Consider the following 18,050-nt stretch of genomic DNA (forward strand, 5'->3'; position numbering starts at 1 on the left):
AAGGGCGACGTCATCTCCGTGGCCATCCAGGCCGGCCACTCCCACGTGTTCTCCGCGACCTCGGGCGAACGCCTCGGCTGACCCCACCCGCCGCCCGCGACCCACCTCCCGGCCGTCCCGGACCGGCGGCCGGTGGGGCGCGGGCGGCACCGCCCGCGGCGGAGCGGTGACATCGTCTGCGAAGGGACACGACCCGATGGATCAGCAACAGCGCCAGGCGCTGGACGCACTCGTCGACCAGGTTCCCGAGGGATGGTCCCGGGTGCGGGTCTCAGGACAGGCCTGGGGCGTGACCCGCACGACGCGTGCGAACGGCAAGGTCGTCACGATCAGCGCCGAACGCCTCAGTGACGCGCAGCAGCTCAGCGCGAACGTGTGGGTCACCACCCGAGGAGCCGTGCTCAAGCCGTGCGAGGTGCCGGCCGAGGCCGTCGTCGAGTTCCTGCAGTCCGCCGCACCCGAGCTCTCCGGTGATCGTGACGCCGCGCGTGCCGGTGCGTCGGTCGCGCGGACCAGGCGTGGGTCGTCCGCAGCTGAAGGCGTGGCTCTCGTGCGCTGAGGTGCTCGTTGCCCGGTCTCGTCAGCAGGGGAGTGCGCGCACCGATCGCGCGGCTCGCCGCCATCGGGCCGACCGGCCCCGTCCCGCGGGTGAAACAGGGCGGCGTGCGCACCACGACGAGCTATCGTCTCCGGAAAGCTGGCGAGGGCGACCGCCCGTGGCCGAGGCGACGGCGGCTTGGCACGACCACGTGTGCCAAGGAGGCAGGCCGACATGATCTCTGACGACGTGCAGCGGTCCCTGGGCGTGGCCACGCCACCACCGGTCCGCGTGCTCCACCACCTCGCGGGGCGAGGCGAGGTCGACGAGGCGGAGATCGCCCGGGCACTGGGCCTGGGCATCGACGAGGTGCGCGGAGCGCTGGCTGCGCTCGAGCGGGACCGGCTCGTCGTCCGGGTGAGCGCGCCGGGGGATCCTGCGGGCGGGCGGTGGACGGCGTTCCCGCCGCGGTCGGTGCTCACCAGGCTGCTCGCCCAGCGGCGGCTGGAGCTCGCCGTCTGGGAGCTGCACGTCGACGAGATCGAACGGTCCTACCAGGTGTCGACGGGACAGGTGGCGGGCACGGGCCTGGTCGACGTCGTCGTGGGGGCGCAGCAGGTCAGCGCCCTGTACTGGCAGCTCATGGAGACCGCCACACACGAGGTGCTGCACCTCGCCCGGCCGCCGTACCTCAAGGTCACGCCGGAGACCCAGGGGGAGCGGCCCGCCATGGACCCGGCGGTCACGATGCGCAGCGTGTACGAGAGCTCCACGTTCACCGACCCGGTGTCGCTGGAGACGGCGCTCGGCGGGCGGTCGACCGGGGCGGGGCTGCGTCTGCTGCCGCAGGTCCCGCTCAAGCTGGTCGTCGTGGACCGGCGGATCGCGCTGCTCCCCGCCGAGGGGGACGACGCCGGCGTCGCGTCGCTGGTGGTGCACTCGCCCGCGCTGGTGCGGGCCCTCCTGGAGCTCTTCGAACGGCTCTGGGAGGCGGCGGTGCCGCAGGCGCTGTGGGAGCTCCGCGGCGCCGGGGCGCCGTCGGACGAGGGCGACGAGCCCGTCCGGCACCGTTCCCCGGTCCCGCTGGAGGACCGCACGCGGTCCATCCTCGACCTGATGGCCGGCGGCCTGACCGACGAGGCGATCGCCCGGACCCTCGACATCAGCCGGCGCACCGTCCAGGCCGAGATCACCGCGCTCGCGGAGAAGCTGGGCGCGCGCACCAGGTTCCAGATCGGGCTGTTCGCCGCCGAGCGCGGCCTCCTGCCGCGCATGCACGCGTGACGCTCCGCTCTCTGCTCATCTGCGCAATTGCGCATCCTCCTCCTTGTCGGGCCCGAGGCCGCTCAGCACAGTTGTGCCCCAACAGGGCGCAACGAGGCGACCGGCTCTCTCCAGGACAGCACTCGACACGGGCCCGTCAGGGCCGGAGGAGGAACCATGCGCTTCCCAGGACACCGTCGTGGTGTCGTCTCGATCGCGCTGACGGCGCTGCTGCTCGGGGCCATGGCCCCTGCTCACGCGGCCTCGGCGGCCGCTCCCGCGGACGCCGAGGCGGCCGACCCGGCGCCCGGCACCGAGACGCCCCGGCTCGTGGACGGGCTCGACGAGCCGGTCGACGCCACCGTCACGCCCGACCAGGCGGCCAGGTCCCACCTGACCGACCACCGGTCGCGGTACGCGATCGCGAACGTCGGCGCCACGCTGGTGACCGCCGACGTCGAGCGGGACGGCGCCCGCGAGACCGTGCGGCTGGACCAGCGGTACAAGAAGCTTCCCGTGGTGGGCGGCCAGTACGTGGTCCGCATGGAGAAGCGGGGTGGTGAACGGACGGTCACGGGTACCTCGGGCTCGTACTTCACCGAGCTGGACGTCGACACGACGGCCGAGACGCTGCCTGCGGGGGTGGCCGTCGACCGGGCGGTCGACTCGGTCCGCAAGAGCCTGTCGGCCGGGACGGCGGTGGTCGCGGGCGGTGTGAAGCCGGGCACGGCTCCGTCGGCGGCACAGGCCGGTCTGACCGGTACGGACGAAGGCCTCGCCGTCGTGCCGGCCGGGACCGGCGTCCTTGCCCGTCACGTCGTGGTGAGCGGCGCGGCGCCGGTCACCGGCGAGCCCGTGCTCACCGACGTGTACGTGAGCGCCACCACGGGTGCGATGCTGCTGACCTCCAGCCGCCTGCGCACGCTGGCCGCACCCGGACAGGCCGCCGGTGCGCGCCCGGCCGGAGCGGGGACGGGCGCCGCCACCGAACCGCCGCCGTCCGGCAACGGTGTGACCGACGTGGTCGGCACGGGCACGAAGGCCGACGGCACGGTCGTCGACGTCCCGCTGCAGCGGGAGGACGCGACCGGTACGTACCGCACGGTCGACCTGACGCACACGGTGGCGGACGGGCGGACGGTGCCGGTCACCACGTGGGACGCCACGGAGCACGACTACTTCGACACGGCCGGTACGTGGCCCGAGGGCATCGCGCCGTTCGTCTCGTCGTCCAGCACGCTCGGTGCCGACCTGACCGACCTCGGCGCCGTCGACGCGCACTGGGCCGCGGCCCAGGTCTTCGAGTACTACAAGACCGTGCACGGGCGCGACAGCCTGGACGGCGCCGGCATGCCGATCGACTCCTTCGTGGGCATCACCTACGGCGGCAACCCGTTCGTGAACGCCTTCTGGGACGGCACCAAGATGGTCTACGGGACCGGTGACGCGGAGTACAAGTCGCTCGCCGCCGACCTCGACGTGGTGGGCCACGAGATGACGCACGGCGTCGTGGAGCACACCGCGGGCTTCCTCTACACCGGGCAGCAGGGTGCCCTGAACGAGGCGATCGCCGACTACTTCGGCAACGCGATCGACGTCGACGTGTCCGGCATCCCGATGAGCGACCCGGAGGCGAGCCTCCTGGGCGGCGACCTGTGCCGCACCACGGCCCCGGTCGACTGCGCGCTCCGCGACCTCGACGACGGCATGACGACGGCGGACTTCAACCACCTCATCGAGACCGACGCGCGCTTCGACTACGGGGGCGTGCACCTCAACTCGACCATCGTCTCCGGCGCGCTGTGGGACGTCCGCGAGGCGCTGGGCGGCGACCTGGCCGACAAGATCGTCTACCGGGCGCTGACCGAGTACCTCACGCCGCTGTCCGACTTCGTGGACGGCCGGGAGGCCGTGATCGCGTCCGCGCGGTCGTTCGGGCTCGGGGGCAGGCAGCTCAAGGTGGTGGAGCGGGCGTTCGACTCCCGCGGGGTCACCGCGAAGTGGGAGGAGACCCTGCCCGGCAAGGGCACCACGCTGCTCCTCGACCGTGTCGACACCGGGCTCTACGTCGACATGCAGCCGTCCACGGGCGGTGGCTGGTGGGCGGTGCCGCGGTCCAGCGCCGACGGTTCCGAGCCGCCGTCGATCTGGGTGGGCCGTACCGACGGCCGGGGAGAGCCGCGGCAGGTGTCCGGGAACGACGGGCGCACCAACGGGTTCGCCCACACCGACGGCAAGCGGGTGGTCTGGCTCTCCGTCGCCGCGGACTACTCGGACTACCGGATCATGTCCGCGCCGGTGACCGGCGGGTACAAGCAGGTGCTCTACCGCACCACGAACCCGGTCAACGGGCTCGGGACGGACGGCGGCGTCACGTCGTGGTCCGAGCTGAACCGTGAGACCTGGATGGACGAGGTCCGCTACCTGACGGGCAGCTCTGGTCAGGTTCGCACCGTGGAGCACGACTGGTTCGGCCCGGCGACCGCGCCCACGGTGAAGGACGGCCGGATCGCCTACGTCCGGTACGAGGTCTTCGAGCACGAGGACGGGAGCTGGGACTGGGCGCTCGGCACCGAGGTGTTCGACACCCGCACCGGCAGGACGGTCCTGGCCGGGCTCGACACGGGCGCCGAGAGCGTCAGCTATCCGGAGCTCACCACCCGCGGCGCGTACTGGGTGACGGACCTCGATCCCGGCTACACGGAGGCCGGCGCCTGGCACAACTCGGTGCGGGCGTACTCGTTCGCCACCGGCCGCAGCAAGGTGCTGTTCCACGAGACCTCGCCGCAGGCGAAGCGGGCCTGGCTGCTCACCGCGTCGGACACGACGCTCACCATCACCGAGGAGGCCCCGATGGAGGAGTGGATGAACGCCACCCTCCCCTCGGACCGGCTCATGCCGCGCCTGGTGCAGTACACGCCGGACGGGAAGTACGTCGGCGCTGCCTCCTGCAGCCCGGGGGCGCAGATGTTCGCGTCCGCGGGAGAGGGCCGGACCGTCGTCTTCAAGTCGACGGCGACCTCGGTCACGGGGCTGGCGGTCGCGTCGGGCGCCAAGCGCTGCTGATCCCGCGGGCTCGGCCTGCCGGGACGTCGGTCCCGGCAGGCCGAGCCGTTCTTCGGTGCGACCGTCACACCCGGGTGCCGGGCTGCGGCTTCATGCCGTCCCCGTGACCGGCGTCTCCGCGAGCTCGAGCGTCCAGGAGCTGGAGCCTGGCAGGTGCCTGCGGTGGAAAGGGCTGGGCGCCGGTGAGCCGGTGCGTCCGCGGGGTGGTGACGGCCCGGCGGATCAGCCGAGCGTCGCCGTCGCGACGTCGCCGAGCGCCGTGAAGTAGGCGTCGAGCAGGGGGCGCAGCCGGGAGCCGGGCGTGCGGGCCCACTCCTGCCAGGCGAGGTCGGCGGCGGCGACCGCTGCGGCGGCGAGCGCGCTGGCGGCGCGGTCGTCGCCGAGCCGCTCGCGCAGCACGTCCTCGACGGCCGTCTGATCGCTGCGCCGTTGGGAAGCCAGGTGCGCCGTGAGCGCGGGTACGTCGGTGATCATGCGGATGCGCGCCCGCAGCGCGTCTCCGCGCGCGTCGGCCATGTCGCTCATCGACTCGGCCGCCCTGCGGATGACGGCCCACACGCTCGAGCCGGGCTCGGCCACATCGACGGTCTCGGCGATGCGCCGCGCGAAGGAGCCGCGTGCGGCGGCGCCTCGCGCCGCGGAGACCACTGCGTCCTCCTTCGACGCGAAGTAGCGGAAGAACGTCGCGCGCGAGACGCCGATGCCCTGGGCGATCTCGGTGGCCGTGACCTTGTCGAAGCCGTGTTCCGCGCAGAAGGTGGCGGCGGCGTCCGCCAGCTCGGCGCGCAGGATCTCGCGGCTGCGATCGCGCACATCGTGGACCATGAACCGAAGTCTACAGGGTGATACTGTATCTGCCGGATGAGACATCGTCTCATCTTCGCGACACGATCAGAGAGACGGACGAACGACCGATGACCCAGACACCGACCAGGGACATCCCTCTTGCCCCCGACGGCGGCAGCGCGCACGCAGCGGGAGGTGCCGGCGCTCGTCGGCGCGGCCCGCGGGCGATCCTCGCCGTGCTCGCCTTCGCGGGCCTCGGGGCCTCGTTCATGCAGACGATCCTGATCCCGATCCAGGGTGAGCTGCCCGAGCTGCTGGACACCACCAGCGACAACACCGCATGGGCGATCACCGCGACCCTGGTGGCTGCCGCGGTCTGCACGCCCGTCGCGGGACGGCTCGGTGACATGTTCGGCAAGCGCCGGGTCGCCATGGCGCTCCTGCTGCTGCAGGCGCTCGGTGCGATCCTCGCCGGCCTCTCGAACGACGTGGTGACCCTGGTCGTCGCGCGGGCGCTGCAGGGCATGGCGGCCGGCGTCATCCCGTTGGGCATCGCGATCCTGCGCGACGTGCTGCCGCCGCGGAAGCTCGGCGCGGGTATCGCTCTCGTCAGCGCGACGCTCGGCGTGGGCGGCGCGCTCGGCCTGCCGCTGAGCGCGGTCGTGGCCGAGCACCTGGACTGGCACGCCCTGTTCTGGGTCGCGGCCGCCATCGCCGTGCTCGCCTTCGTGGGCTACGCGGTCTTCGTGCCGTCCAGCGCGCTGAGCACACCCGGGCGCGTCGACGTCGCCGGCATCGTCGGGCTGACGCTCGGGCTCGTCGGCGTGCTCGTCGCCGTCTCGCGCGGCGGCGAGTGGGGCTGGGGCGACGTTCGGACGCTGACCATGCTGGCCGGGGGAGTGGTGGTGCTGGCGATCTGGGGCGTGATCGAGCTGCGCGTGCAGGATCCGCTCGTCGACCTGCGGGTCAGCGTGCGCGGACCGGTCCTGCTCACCAACCTCGCCTCGGTGGCGATGGGCTTCGCCCTGTTCGCGTCGAGCGTGGTGCTCCCGCAGCTGCTCGTGCTGCCGCGGGTGACCGGCATCGGGCTGGGGCTGACGCTCACCGTCGCGGCGCTCGTCCTCGCGCCCTCGGGGCTGGCGATGATGGCCATGTCTCCCGTCGCCGGCAAGGTCGAGCGGCGCTGGGGCGCCAAGGTGCTGCTCATCATCGGCGCGGTGGTCCTCGCCCTGGCCTACGGGCTCGCACTGGTCTTCCATGCCGCGGCGTGGCAGATCCTCGCCGTCAACGTCGTCCTCGGTGTGGGGGTCGGCCTCGGCTACGCGGCCATGCCGGCACTCATCATGCAGGCGGTGCCCGTGCACGAGACCGGGGCCGCGAACGGGCTCAACGCACTCATGCGCTCGCTCGGCACGAGCATCGCCGCGGCCGTCGCCGGCGCGGTCCTGGCCCTGTCCGCCACGACGGTCGACGGCGTCACGGGACCGAGCGAGGACGGCTTCCTGCTCACGCTGACGCTCGGGCTCGGCGCGGCGGTCGTCTGTGTGATCGTCGCAGCCTTCATTCCCCGGTCACGGGCGGACCGGCAGGACGGCGCGGCCGAGCCTGCGTGACCCGGCCGCGGGAGCCGGTCGGTCCACCCGCGACCCGCCGCGCCGCGCGACATCACGGTCGTCCGGCGGGTGAACACCAGCACCTGAGAAGGCCGCCGGCACCACAGGCCCGGTACGGCATCATGCCGCGCTCCGTATGCTCAGCGCGTGAACGGCGCACGCAGCAGGCTCGGTCTGAGCACATGGATCGTCCTCGGGATGGCCGCCCTCGCGGCCGCGTGCGTGCTGAGCGGCCTGCTGCCCGCACAGGACGCCCGGGCCCTGGGTGCACGCACCGCACCCGTGCTCGGGTTCGCGGTCGCCATCACGATCGTCGCCGAGCTCGCACGGGACGCCTCGGTGTTCGAGGTGCTCGCGCAGCTCCTCGGCCGCTGGGGCCGGCGCCGGGTGATCGTGCTGTGGGTGTGGGTCGTGCTGCTGGCCGTGGTCAGCACCGTGTTCCTGTCGCTGGACACCACCGCGGTCATCCTGACGCCGCTCGTCGTGCTGCTCGCACAGAGCATCCGGATCCCGCCGCTGCCGTTCGCGCTGGCGACCATCTGGCTGGCGAACACGGCCTCGCTGCTGCTGCCGGTGTCCAACCTGACCAACCTGCTCGCGGCACCCGCGATCGGCGACCACCCCTTCGCGTTCCTCGCGCTGAGCTGGGCGCCGGCCCTCGTCGGCGTCGTCGTGCCCGTCATGATCCTCACCCTCCTGTACCGGGAAGTCCTGTTCTCGACCTATCAGGTCCCCGCGCAGCGCGTGCCCTCCGACCCCGTGCTCTTCTGGGGCGCCGGGCTGGTCCTCCTGGTGCTGCTGCCCTTGCTCGCGGTCACACCGCACGTGTGGGTCCCCGCGACCGCCGCCGTCGTCGTGCTCGTCGTCCTGTTCCTCCTACGACGTCGGAGCGCTCTGCGGCCCGCGCTCGTGCCGTGGCAGGCCCTCGGGCTCGCCGCGTCGCTGTTCGTCCTGGTCGAGACGGCGCACGCCCACGGCCTCACGGCCCTGCTGACGTCGGTGACCGGCGCGGGCCACGGCGCGGGCGAGCTGCTGCGCGTCGCGGGGCTCGGCGCACTGGCCGCCAACGGCGTCAACAACCTGCCCGCCTACCTCGTGCTGGAACCGATCGCCGCGGGCGACCCTGTCGTGCTCATGGCTCTCCTGATCGGCGTGAACCTCGGCCCGCTGGTCACGCCCTGGGCGTCACTGGCGACGCTCCTGTGGCACCAGCGCGTCGTCGCGCTCGGCGTCACGTTCCCGTGGCGACGCTTCGCCGCCTGGGGTCTGGTCGCGACCGTGCCCACGGTGAGCCTGGCCGCCCTGGCGCTGGCGATCGTGGGCGGATAGTCGCGGAGGCGCTCGCCGCCCACCGTCACGGTGGTGACTACCTCGGACAGGGGCGGTGCGGGGGTGTGGCACACCCATGGAGAGCGCGGCCTCCCGCGAAGGACGCGGCGTCCATACGTTGCCTGTGCCGAGGTTCTCGTCCTCACGGCGCACGCCTCGGCGCGACAACCACTGCACATTGGAGGAATCGATGCGGTACACCCCCCAGGAGGAATCGAACCTGGAGGTCGTCCAGGCTGCCCTGGCCGAAGGGGCGGAGGACTTCACGAGGTTCTTCACGGAGATCTTCACCGAGTCCACGACCTGGACGATCGCCGGCCACGGTCCTGTCGCCGGTGAGTACAGCGGTCTGAAGGACCTGCACGAGAATGCGGAGAAGGCGCTCTTCGACCGTCTCGACGGGCCGCTGGCGATCACGCCACGAGGCCTGTGGGCCGACGGCGACGATGTCATCATCCGTATCGACAGCACGGGTCGTGCTCGGGACGGCAAGCCGTACCACAACGGATACCTCTACATCCTGACCATGAAGGACGGGAAGGTCGTGTCCGGCATCGAGTGGCTCGACCTGCACGCCTACTACGACATCGTCGAGCGTGTGACGGTCTGACGGACGCGAGCTGCTCCTCCCGGAGGAGAGCACCACAGCGAGCCGCGGTGTCCCGCGGCTCGCTGTGGTCGTGCGGCTCGCCGCGGTCGTGGGGATCCAGCGCGCCGAGCGTCCCGGGGGACGGGCGGCCGGCGCGAGTGCGCTCAAGGCACTGGTGCCTGGGCGTCAGGGCTCAGGGTGGTGAGCCGCTGCAACGACTCCTCCGCCTCGCTCCCTCGTCGCGCGTCGCAGACCAGGAGGCGCAGGCCTTGCGCCGCGGGGACGACGAAGTCGTGGAACTCGAGCGCGAGCTGCCCGACCACCGGATGGAGCAGTGTCTTGGTCTGGTGACTCTTGCCGATCACGACGTGCGCACCCCACATCTCTGCGAAGTCGGCGTCGGCCTCGGCGAGGTCGTCGACGAGCTCCTGGATGTCGCCGCGTACCGACGCCTTGCCCCACGCCTGGCGGAGCGCCCCCACGGTCTCGAGCGCGACACGCTCCCAGTCCACGTAGAAGTTCCTCGCGAAGGGATCGAGAAACATCATCCTGGCGAAGTTGTCCGCACGCGAGAAGCCCTGGTACAGCGTCCGGCCGAGGGAGTTCGTCGCGAGGATCTGCTGGCTCTCGTTGTAGACGAACGCGGGGTTCAGCGACCACCGGTCAAGAAGTCCCTGGATCTCGGGCGACACGTCCTCGCTCAGCGGAGATCGCTGCTGCACCACGTCTGCGCCGGCCAGGCGGTACAGGTGAAGACGTTCGTCCTCGCTCAACCGGAACACGCCGACCAGGGCGTTCAGCAGCTGCGGGGAGGGGTTTACCTCGCGACCCTGCTCCAGGCGCGTGTAGTAGTCGATGCTCACGCCCGCGAAGGTCGCCACCTCCTCGCGTCGTAGTCCTGCGACGCGCCGATGGCCGCGGGCCAGGCCCAGGGACGCAGGTTCCGTTGCTTCGCGGCACCTGCGCAGATAGGCGCCGAGCTCAGTCCTCATGCGCCGAGCGGTGTCGGCCATGGAGCGACTATAACCAGCACCCGGCCCGTCAGCCCGTGGCCTGGCGCGGCAGGCCCATGATCCTGGACAGCACGGCGTCGACCACCTTGGCCGGCAGGAGCTGCTTCATGGTGACCAGGGTGCGCGCGTCGGCCCCGACGATGTAGCGCGGCCGCGGCCGACGCGCGGTGAGCGCCCGCTCGACCACGGCGGCGACCCGCTCGGGGTCGCCGGCCCTCGCCTCGACGGACCTGTTGAACCGGGCGAGCGCGTCCAGGGCCTGCCCGTAGCGGCGCTCCGCGGACGCGCTCATGACGGCGCGGTCTGCCTCCACCATCGCCGTCGTCTTCGACCGGTTCTGTGAGGTGAAGCTGCCGGGATTGACCATCACGACGGGCAGGTCCCACGGCGCCAGCTCCTGACGCAAGGCGTCCGCGACCGCTTCGACCGCGAACTTGGAGGCACTGTAGGCGCCCAGGAGCGGCGTGGTGACGAGACCGCTCGTGGAACCGATCATCACCAGGCGTCCGTGTCCTGCCCTGATCGCGGGCAGGAACGCCTGGGTCACGGCCACGACCGCGACGACGTTGACCTCCAGCTGCTCCCGGAGGCGGTCGAGGCGCTGGTGCTCCAGCGGACCGGCGACGGTGATCCCGGCGTTGTTCACCACGCCGCCGAGCGGGCCGATGCCGTCCGCCAGGGACGCGAGCTGCCCGCTGTCGGTGACATCCACCGCCACAGGGCGGATGCGCGGGTGGGTGGGGGCGTCGGCGACGCGCCGTGCCCCGGCCACCACGTCATGACCGCGCTCCGCGAGCCTGACGGCGATCGCACGGCCGATGCCGCTCGACGTGCCCGTCACGAGCACCCTCATGCCGTGTTCCCCGAGCCGGCGCTCGACAGGTCGGCCGCGCCCTTCCCGACGTCGACGACGAGCACGGGCCCGGTGCTGTGCGAACGGGCGCGGCCCTCGTGCACGGAGACCCTGTCCTTGGCTTCCTCATGCGTCGGCATGGGGTTCTCTTCCTCTCGTAGGTGACTGCCGGGTGAGCGCTGCCCCAAGGCTGGCTGCCGTCAGCCGGGACATCCAGGACCTGCCGATCCCAGACTGAGGCCGGGCGGGCAGGCTGGAGCCGGCTCGGCGCGACCATCTGTTCCGGCCGGCCGGGCGACGGTCCGGCAGGGCCGGGGCGCGCCGTCGACGGGGGATCCTGTGACACGAGCATCTCTCTCAGCCCGATCCGGGCCGGCACGGTCACGGACGCGGAAGCCGACACGTACCTGTGGCTCCTGCAGGGGAGTCCCGGCCGGTACGACACCTTCGACGAGATCATCAAGGTCGTGAGGCAGGTGATGACCAGCACCTGAGAACGACGTGGAGGTCCACAGCCGTCGGGCCTGCGTGGCCCGGCGTCGTCTACACTCTCCCCGTCTGACCGACAACAGCGTCGGGTCTGGTCGAGTGCCGATGAGCGCCGATCGGGGCTGGAAACCCCGGACGCCCCACTCGTCGAAGGACACTCCCTTGACCTTGCCTGCCTCGGCCGCGCCCGCGCGGCGCTGGTGGATCCTGGCCACCGTCTCCCTGACCCAGCTGCTCGTCGTCCTCGACGGCACCATCGTCAACGTCGCGCTGCCCAGCGCGCAGACCGACCTCGCGCTGTCCGACACGGCACGCCAGTGGGTCGTCACCGCCTACGCCCTCGCCTTCGGTGCGTTCTTGCTGCTCGGCGGGCGTATCGCCGACTTCTGGGGGCGCCGCCGCACCTTCGTCCTGGGCCTGGTGCTGTTCGGGGCCGCCTCGGCGTGGGGCGGTCTGGCGCACTCGGGCGCCGAGCTGCTCGTCGCCCGCGGCGTCCAGGGCGTCGCCGCGGCGCTCATGGCGCCCGCCGCGCTGGCGATCGTGACCGTCACGTTCCCGCACGGCCGGGAGCGCAACACCGCGTTCGCGATCTTCGGCGCGGTGGCCGGTGCCGGGTCCGCCGTCGGGCTGCTGGTCGGCGGCGTGCTCACCGAGTTCCTCAGCTGGCGGTGGTGCCTGCTGGTCAACGTGCCGTTCGTCGCGGCCGGCGTGGTCGCGGCGCTCGTGCTGCTGACCGAGAGCCGCGCCGAGGGTGACCGCCGCTACGACGTGCTGGGCGCGCTGACGGTCAGCACGGGCCTGGCTGCGCTCGTCTACGGTCTGACGCTCGCCGAGGAGTCGTGGACGTCGGCGGCGACGCTGGGCATGCTCGCACTCGGGCTGGTCCTGCTGGCGGCGTTCGTGCTCGTCGAGTCCCGGTCCAACCACCCGCTGCTGCCGCTGCGGGTGGTGCGGCACCGGGCGCGTGCCGCGGCGTTCCTGCTGCAGGCGATCGCCGGCGCGGTGATGATCGGGGCGATGCTGTACCTGACCTTCCACCTGCAGATCGTGCTGGGCCTGAGCCCGCTGCTCGCAGGGCTGGCGAGCCTGCCGATCACCGGCGGCATCATGGTCACGGTCCCGTTCGCGACGAGGCTGCTCAACCAGATCGGCCCGCGCCGGCAGCTCATCTTCGGTCCGCTCATCAGTGCGCTGGGTGTGGCGTACCTGAGCCTCATCACCGTCGACGGCAGCTACTGGGCCCAGGTGTTCCCCGGCGTGCTGGTCATGGGCGTCGGCATGGGCTTCACGTTCGTCCCGCTGCAGAACCTCTCCCTGCTCGGCGTCGCCCCGCACGACGCGGGTGCGGCCGCGGCCACGGCCAACGCGTCCAACCAGGTGGGCGGGTCCATCGGCCTGGCCGTCGTGACGGCCCTGTACGTCGCGGTCACGGCGAACGCCGACGACCCCGCCTCGGCGCAGGCTGCGGTGGAGGGGTACTCCGCGGTGTTCCTCGCCGCGGCCGGCATCCTTGTCGCGGCCGCGGTGGTGGCCGCGGTGCTGATCGGCAAGAACGCGATGAAGGAGGCAGCCGCCTCGGAGCAGGGACCGCTCCTGCACGTGGGCTGACGGTGGCCGGAGCCGCTCGGGCGGCTGATACGTGACGCACGCGCAGACGACCGCGGGGTGTCTCGTGCCACGATGGGCGGTGCGCGTCACCGACCCGCGCGTCCGCCCAGCCCTGACCGTCGAGAGGTACCGTGCAGATGCCCCCTGAGCCCCCGCAGCTCGTCGAGCGGTTCTACGAGCTCGCCAAGAACGGCGACTGGCCGGCGGTCCGCGCCGGCTGGCGCTCGTCACCGGCGTTCGCCCGTGAGTGCGCCCACCACGTGAAGCCGTCGTCCGGCTGGGGATTCCTCCACCAGGCCGCGTACGCGGGTGACCGCGCCGCCGCGGCCGAGCTCCTCGCCTCCGGCGCGGACGCGGGCGCCGTCAGCAGGGAGGGGGAGACGCCGGCCGACGTCGCACGGCGGCGCGGCCATGCCGAGGTCGCCGTCCTCGTCGAGGGCGCGATCGAGGCGGACAACCTCTGGGAGCCGCCGACCAGTGCGGACCTGCTCCCGAGCAGCCACCGGTGGGGCGAGGGGCGGCGGCGTGTCGCCACGGCGCCGATGGTCGTCCAGTACGCGGGCAGCACGGTCAAGATCGAGCCGGGCGAGACGTACTGGGTCGACGACCTGGAGCGCACGCTCGTCGGCTGGCACGGCACCTACTCGCCACCGCTCGGCATGGACGCCTATCCGATGGTCGACACCGGCCCCGAGGTGATGTAGCCCCGCCCGTTCCCGGTGCGAGTGACGACGTCCGGCTCGATGCTGGACGGTGCACGCGACGTCGACCGGGGAGCTGCACATGTCTGACCAGACCACGCCACAGGACCCGACCACCCAGCACCCGCAGCCGGAGCAGCCTGCGGACGACCTGCAGCCGCCGGGCCGTACGGACGAGATGTCGCAGCAGCCGGACCACGGCGAGTCCACCTACGAGGGCTCTGGCCGGTTGGCCGGCAGGTGCGCACTGATCACGGGCGGCGACTCCGGCATCGGGCGGGCGGTGGCGATCGCCTTCGCACGCGAGGGTGCCGACGTCGCGATCTCCTACCTGCCCCAGGAGGAGCCGGACGCTCGCACCACGGCACGGTGGGTCGAGGACGCGGGCCGCACAGCCGTGCTGCTGCCGGGCGACATCCAGGACGAGGAGTTCTGCCGCCGCCTCGTCGCCGACGCGGCGGCCGGGCTCGGCGGCCTCGACATCCTGGTGAACAACGCCGCCTACCAGATGTCGCAGGACGGTGGTCTGCGCGACATCACGACGGCCCAGCTCGACCGGGTGCTCAGGACCAACCTCTACGCGCTGTTCTGGATCACGAAGGCGGCACTGGACCACCTGCCCCGCGGGGGGTCGATCATCAACACGACATCGGTCCAGGCGTTCGAGCCGAGCCCGCAGCTGCTGGACTATGCCACGACCAAGGCGGCGATCCTCAACTTCACCAAGGGGCTCGCGCAGCAGCTGGCGCCGGAGGGCATACGCGTCAACGCGGTGGCGCCGGGGCCGATCTGGACGCCCCTGATCCCCGCCACCCTGCCGGACGAGAAGGTCGAGCAGTTCGGCGGTGACACGCCGCTGGGCCGCGCCGGCCAGCCCGCCGAGCTGGCGCCCGCCTACGTGTTCTTCGCGTCCCAGGAGTCGAGCTACATCACGGGCGACCGGATCGGCGTGACGGGTGGTCGCTCGCTGTGACGGGAGGCGGCATGGACCACTCACGTGTCCCGGTGCTCGAGGCGCTGCAGGAGTTCCGCAGGCGCGGCGACGTCGTGTTCGGCCCACCGGCCCACGGCCAGGGCAGAGGCGCGGACCCTCGGGTCGTCGGGGTGGTCGGCGAGGGAGTGTTCACCTCGGACGTGCTGATGCTCAACGGCCTGGACGACCGCCGCCAGTCGCAGGGGGTGCTGTCGCAGGCGCAGGAGCTCATGGCGGACGCCGTCGGCGCCGAGCACGCGTTCTTCTCCACCTGCGGGAGCTCGTTGTCGGTCAAGAGCGCCATGATCTCGGTGGCCGGTCCGGGCGAGAAGCTCCTGGTGTCGCGCAACGCGCACAAGTCGGTGATCGCCGCGCTGATCATCAGCGGGATCGATCCGGTGTGGGTCCATCCGCACTTCGACGATCACCTGCACCTGGCCCACCCGCCCGAGCCGGACGACGTGCGGGCCGCGCTGGAGGAGCACCCGGACGCGAAGGGCATGCTCCTGATCTCGCCGACCGACTGGGGTACGTGCGCCGACATCGCCGGTGCGGCGAGCGTGTGCCACGAGTACGACGTCCCGCTGCTCGTCGACGAGGCCTGGGGCGCCCATCTGCCGTTCCACGACGACCTGCCGGCGTGGGGCATGCACGCCGGCGCCGACCTGGTGGTCACGAGCGTGCACAAGATGGGCGGCGCCATCGAGCAGAGCTCCACGTTTCACCTGCAGGGCGGTCGGATCGACCCCACGGTGCTGCAGGCCCGCGAAGACCTCCTGGGCACGACCAGCTCCTCCAGCCTCGTGTACGCGACGCTGGACGGTTGGCGGCGGCAGATGGTCGAGCAAGGCCGCGACCTGTTGGGCGGCGCCCTGGAGCGCGCCGCGCGCCTCCGATCCGCGGTGGACGGGCTCGAGGGGCTCGAGGTGATGGGCCGCGAGGTCGTTCGCCCCGGGGGCGCGGCGGACCTTGACCCCCTGGCGGTCACGATCGACGTCCGGCCGCTGGGGATCACCGGGTACCAGGCGGGGGAGTGGCTCCGTGCTCGGTGCCAGATCGACGCCGGGTCCACCGACGCCTGCCGGATCGGCGTCCGCCTCACGCATGCTCATGGTGACGCCGAGGTGCAGCGGCTCGTGGACGCGCTGACGCTCCTGCCCCGCGAGGCGCCCACGCTGGAGCGTCCGCCGAGGGTCGCCCTGCCGCCGGGTCCGTCGTTCGAGGTGGAGACGGCGATGTCGCCGCGCGACGCGTTCTTCGGGCCGGTCGAGCAGGTGCCGATCACCGAGGCGGTCGGCCGTGTCGCGGCGGAGATGGTCAGCCCGTACCCGCCGGGCGTGCCGGTGCTGGCCCCCGGAGAGGTGGTCGGCGCCGAGGCTGTCGAGTACCTCACCACCGGAGTGGCGGCCGGGATGCTCGTTCCCGACGCGGCCGACCCCGAGCTGACCAGCCTGCGTGTGGTCGCGCGGTAGCGGGCGGCCACGGCTGCGGCACGCCGGGCGCCGGTGCCGGTGCCGGGACGCTCACCGCTCGGCGGATTTCTGCTGGTGCGATGCCGGACCCGGATGGGAACGTACCGCGACGGCGTGATCCGGCGTGGTGCCGGCCACCGGAGGGAGAGGGCAGCACAATGATCAGCCTTGCCGAGCTGGACGCCGTGGCGGCGGAGCGATCGTTCAGCGGGACCGTGACGGTCGACGTCGACGATCACAGAGTCCTGGAACGCTCCTACGGGTTCGCGCATCGTGCCCTGCGGGTGCCCAACACCTCGGCCACGCGGTTCGCGATGGCGAGCGGCAGCAAGAGCTTCACCGCCCTTGCGATAATGCGGCAGGTCGTGGCCGGGACGCTGCGGCTGCAGGACCCCGTGCGCCGGTTCCTCCGCGACGATCTTCCCCTGATCGACGACGGCGTCACCATCGAGCACCTGCTCACCCACACCTCGGGGATGGGCGACTACCTCGACGAGGACGACGACTGGGACCCCGCCGACCATGTCCTCTCCGTCCCGGTGCACACCCTGGAGACCGCCGAGTCGTTCCTCCCGATCCTGGACGGCCGGCCGAGCAAGCACGAGCCTGGTGCGCGGTTCACGTACTGCAACGGTGGCTACGTCGTGCTGGCGATCGTGCTCGAGCGGGTCACCGGGCGACAGTTCCAGGACGTCGTGGACGCCGAGGTGATCCGGCCCGCGGGACTGACCGGCACGGCATACCTGCGGTCGGACGAGCTGCCCGGCGACGCCGCCCTGGGCTACCTGCACCCGGAGGGCGACCGGAGCAACGTGCTGCACCTGCCGGTGCGCGGCAACGGTGACGGCGGCGCCTACACGAGGGCCGCTGACCTGCACCAGTTCTGGCAGGCGTTGCATGCCGGTGCGATCGTGCCATCCGACGTGCTCACCGAGATGACCCGCCCGCGTTCGGACGTGCCGGACGAGGACCTGCGGTACGGCATCGGATTCTGGCTGCACCCGGAGGACCCGGCAGTCGTGATGGGCGGCTTCGACGCGGGCGTCGCCTTCCGATCGACGCACGATCCCGCCACCCGTACGACCGCGACCGTGCTGAGCAACTGCACCTTCGGGTCGGGAGCCGTCGTGACGCTGCTCCAGGACTCCTGGCTGGACGTGCTGCCGCCCCGGTCGTGAACTCCGGCTGTCCCGTTCCTCACCGCGGGGCGAATTTCGCCCGACGGTCATGCCGGCTGTCCGGGCGTGGTTCTCCTGCTGAGCGCCACGCGGGCCATGCTGTGGCTGGGAACGCCGCACCTCGGCGGTCTCACCGGTTGGCCGGTGGGGGAGAACGGGCGCGCCGCTGCTCTCAGCAGAACCCGCGCCGCCCGCCGGCGGCCCCGACCTACGCTCAGGCATGGCCGAAACCGTCCCGCCCCCACGCCCGAGGCGCGAGCCGCTGCTGCGCCACATGCTCGGTGAACGTCTGCGCCACCTCCGCCGCCTGCGCGGGGAGACGCTGGAGCAGACGGCCCGCCGGGCCGGGATCTCACCCCAGTACCTCTCCGAGATCGAGCGCGGCGTCAAGGAGCCGTCGAGCGAGATGATCGCGGCGATCACCGGTGCGCTGGAGATCGAGCTGGTCGACCTGGTCCTCGCGGTCGCCGACCGCCTGGTCGTCGTCCGGCAGGCCGTGCCCGTGCGCGGGACGGCGGGGCAGCCCACGTGCCAGGCGGCGTTCGCGCTCGCCGCCTGACGGCTCGGCCGGGGCTCCGG

Annotated in this window: 16 protein-coding genes; 12 read left to right on the plus strand and 4 right to left on the minus strand. The window is 72.2% G+C overall.

Features of this window, described 5'->3' with window-relative positions; all coding sequences use genetic code 11:
* The first annotated feature begins 196 nt into the window (after positions 1–196).
* From ACIG47_RS25830 to ACIG47_RS25840, 3 genes are all read left to right on the plus strand, one after another.
* A complete protein-coding gene (locus ACIG47_RS25830; protein ID WP_397433932.1) occupies positions 197–559 on the plus strand; it encodes a hypothetical protein in 363 nt (120 codons plus the stop codon).
* Positions 560–772: 213 nt separating this feature from the next.
* Positions 773–1,822 carry a LuxR C-terminal-related transcriptional regulator gene (locus ACIG47_RS25835; RefSeq protein ID WP_397433933.1) on the plus strand — a complete coding sequence of 350 codons (1,050 nt, stop codon included), beginning with the start codon at positions 773–775 and terminating at the stop codon, positions 1,820–1,822.
* Positions 1,823–1,978: 156 nt separating this feature from the next.
* Positions 1,979–4,867 carry a M4 family metallopeptidase gene (locus ACIG47_RS25840; protein WP_397433934.1) on the plus strand — a complete coding sequence of 963 codons (2,889 nt, stop codon included), beginning with the start codon at positions 1,979–1,981 and terminating at the stop codon, positions 4,865–4,867.
* Positions 4,868–5,089: 222 nt separating this feature from the next.
* On the opposite strand, the gene ACIG47_RS25845 is transcribed toward ACIG47_RS25840, so the two are convergent.
* A complete protein-coding gene (locus tag ACIG47_RS25845; protein ID WP_397433935.1) occupies positions 5,090–5,692 on the minus strand; it encodes a TetR family transcriptional regulator in 603 nt (200 codons plus the stop codon).
* Between the two features lie 89 nt (positions 5,693–5,781).
* On the opposite strand from ACIG47_RS25845, the gene ACIG47_RS25850 reads away from it, so the two are divergent.
* From ACIG47_RS25850 to ACIG47_RS25860, 3 genes are all read left to right on the plus strand, one after another.
* Positions 5,782–7,266, plus strand: a complete 1,485-nt coding sequence (locus tag ACIG47_RS25850) for an MFS transporter (protein ID WP_397433936.1) — start codon at positions 5,782–5,784, stop codon at positions 7,264–7,266.
* A 147-nt stretch (positions 7,267–7,413) separates the two neighbouring features.
* Entirely contained in the window at positions 7,414–8,595 is a 1,182-nt protein-coding gene (locus ACIG47_RS25855; RefSeq protein ID WP_397433937.1) for an SLC13 family permease, read from the plus strand.
* A 190-nt stretch (positions 8,596–8,785) separates the two neighbouring features.
* Positions 8,786–9,205, plus strand: a complete 420-nt coding sequence (locus tag ACIG47_RS25860) for a nuclear transport factor 2 family protein (RefSeq protein WP_397410261.1) — start codon at positions 8,786–8,788, stop codon at positions 9,203–9,205.
* Between the two features lie 143 nt (positions 9,206–9,348).
* Here the strand turns inward: ACIG47_RS25860 and ACIG47_RS25865 are convergent, their stop codons facing one another.
* Genes ACIG47_RS25865 through ACIG47_RS25875 form a run of 3 tightly spaced genes read right to left on the minus strand, consistent with a single transcriptional unit; the run spans position 9,349 to position 11,190 of the window.
* Positions 9,349–10,197 (minus strand): helix-turn-helix transcriptional regulator, encoded by an 849-nt coding sequence (locus tag ACIG47_RS25865; protein ID WP_397433938.1) that lies wholly within the window; start codon positions 10,195–10,197, stop codon positions 9,349–9,351.
* Between the two features lie 28 nt (positions 10,198–10,225).
* On the minus strand, positions 10,226–11,050 hold the full coding sequence (locus tag ACIG47_RS25870) for an SDR family NAD(P)-dependent oxidoreductase (RefSeq protein ID WP_397433939.1): 825 nt from the start codon (positions 11,048–11,050) through the stop codon (positions 10,226–10,228).
* Positions 11,047–11,190, minus strand: coding sequence for a hypothetical protein (locus ACIG47_RS25875; protein ID WP_397410256.1), 144 nt, complete (start codon positions 11,188–11,190; stop codon positions 11,047–11,049). The genes ACIG47_RS25870 and ACIG47_RS25875 overlap by 4 nt, the downstream gene beginning before the upstream one ends.
* Before the next feature lie 511 nt (positions 11,191–11,701).
* Here ACIG47_RS25875 and ACIG47_RS25880 point away from each other — a divergent pair.
* The 6 genes from ACIG47_RS25880 to ACIG47_RS25905 all read left to right on the plus strand — a co-directional run bounded on the left by ACIG47_RS25880 (position 11,702) and on the right by ACIG47_RS25905 (position 18,030).
* On the plus strand, positions 11,702–13,147 hold the full coding sequence (locus ACIG47_RS25880) for an MFS transporter (protein ID WP_397433940.1): 1,446 nt from the start codon (positions 11,702–11,704) through the stop codon (positions 13,145–13,147).
* 137 nt (positions 13,148–13,284) lie between these two features.
* The gene (locus ACIG47_RS25885) at positions 13,285–13,851 is read left to right on the plus strand and encodes an ankyrin repeat domain-containing protein (protein ID WP_397433941.1); all 567 of its coding nucleotides are present in this window, start codon (positions 13,285–13,287) and stop codon (positions 13,849–13,851) included.
* 79 nt (positions 13,852–13,930) lie between these two features.
* Positions 13,931–14,821, plus strand: coding sequence for an SDR family oxidoreductase (locus tag ACIG47_RS25890; protein ID WP_397433942.1), 891 nt, complete (start codon positions 13,931–13,933; stop codon positions 14,819–14,821).
* A gap of 11 nt (positions 14,822–14,832) precedes the next feature.
* Positions 14,833–16,293: an aminotransferase class I/II-fold pyridoxal phosphate-dependent enzyme gene (locus ACIG47_RS25895; protein ID WP_397433944.1), complete on the plus strand. Its 1,461-nt coding sequence runs from the start codon at positions 14,833–14,835 to the stop codon at positions 16,291–16,293.
* Positions 16,294–16,451: 158 nt separating this feature from the next.
* Positions 16,452–17,471, plus strand: a complete 1,020-nt coding sequence (locus tag ACIG47_RS25900; RefSeq protein ID WP_397433946.1) for a serine hydrolase domain-containing protein — start codon at positions 16,452–16,454, stop codon at positions 17,469–17,471.
* 220 nt (positions 17,472–17,691) lie between these two features.
* Entirely contained in the window at positions 17,692–18,030 is a 339-nt protein-coding gene (locus tag ACIG47_RS25905; protein WP_397433947.1) for a helix-turn-helix domain-containing protein, read from the plus strand.
* The last annotated feature ends 20 nt before the right edge of the window (positions 18,031–18,050 follow it).

This window comes from Promicromonospora sp. NPDC052451, assembly GCF_044547525.1.
In the GTDB taxonomy this organism is placed as follows: Bacteria; Actinomycetota; Actinomycetes; order Actinomycetales; family Cellulomonadaceae; genus Promicromonospora.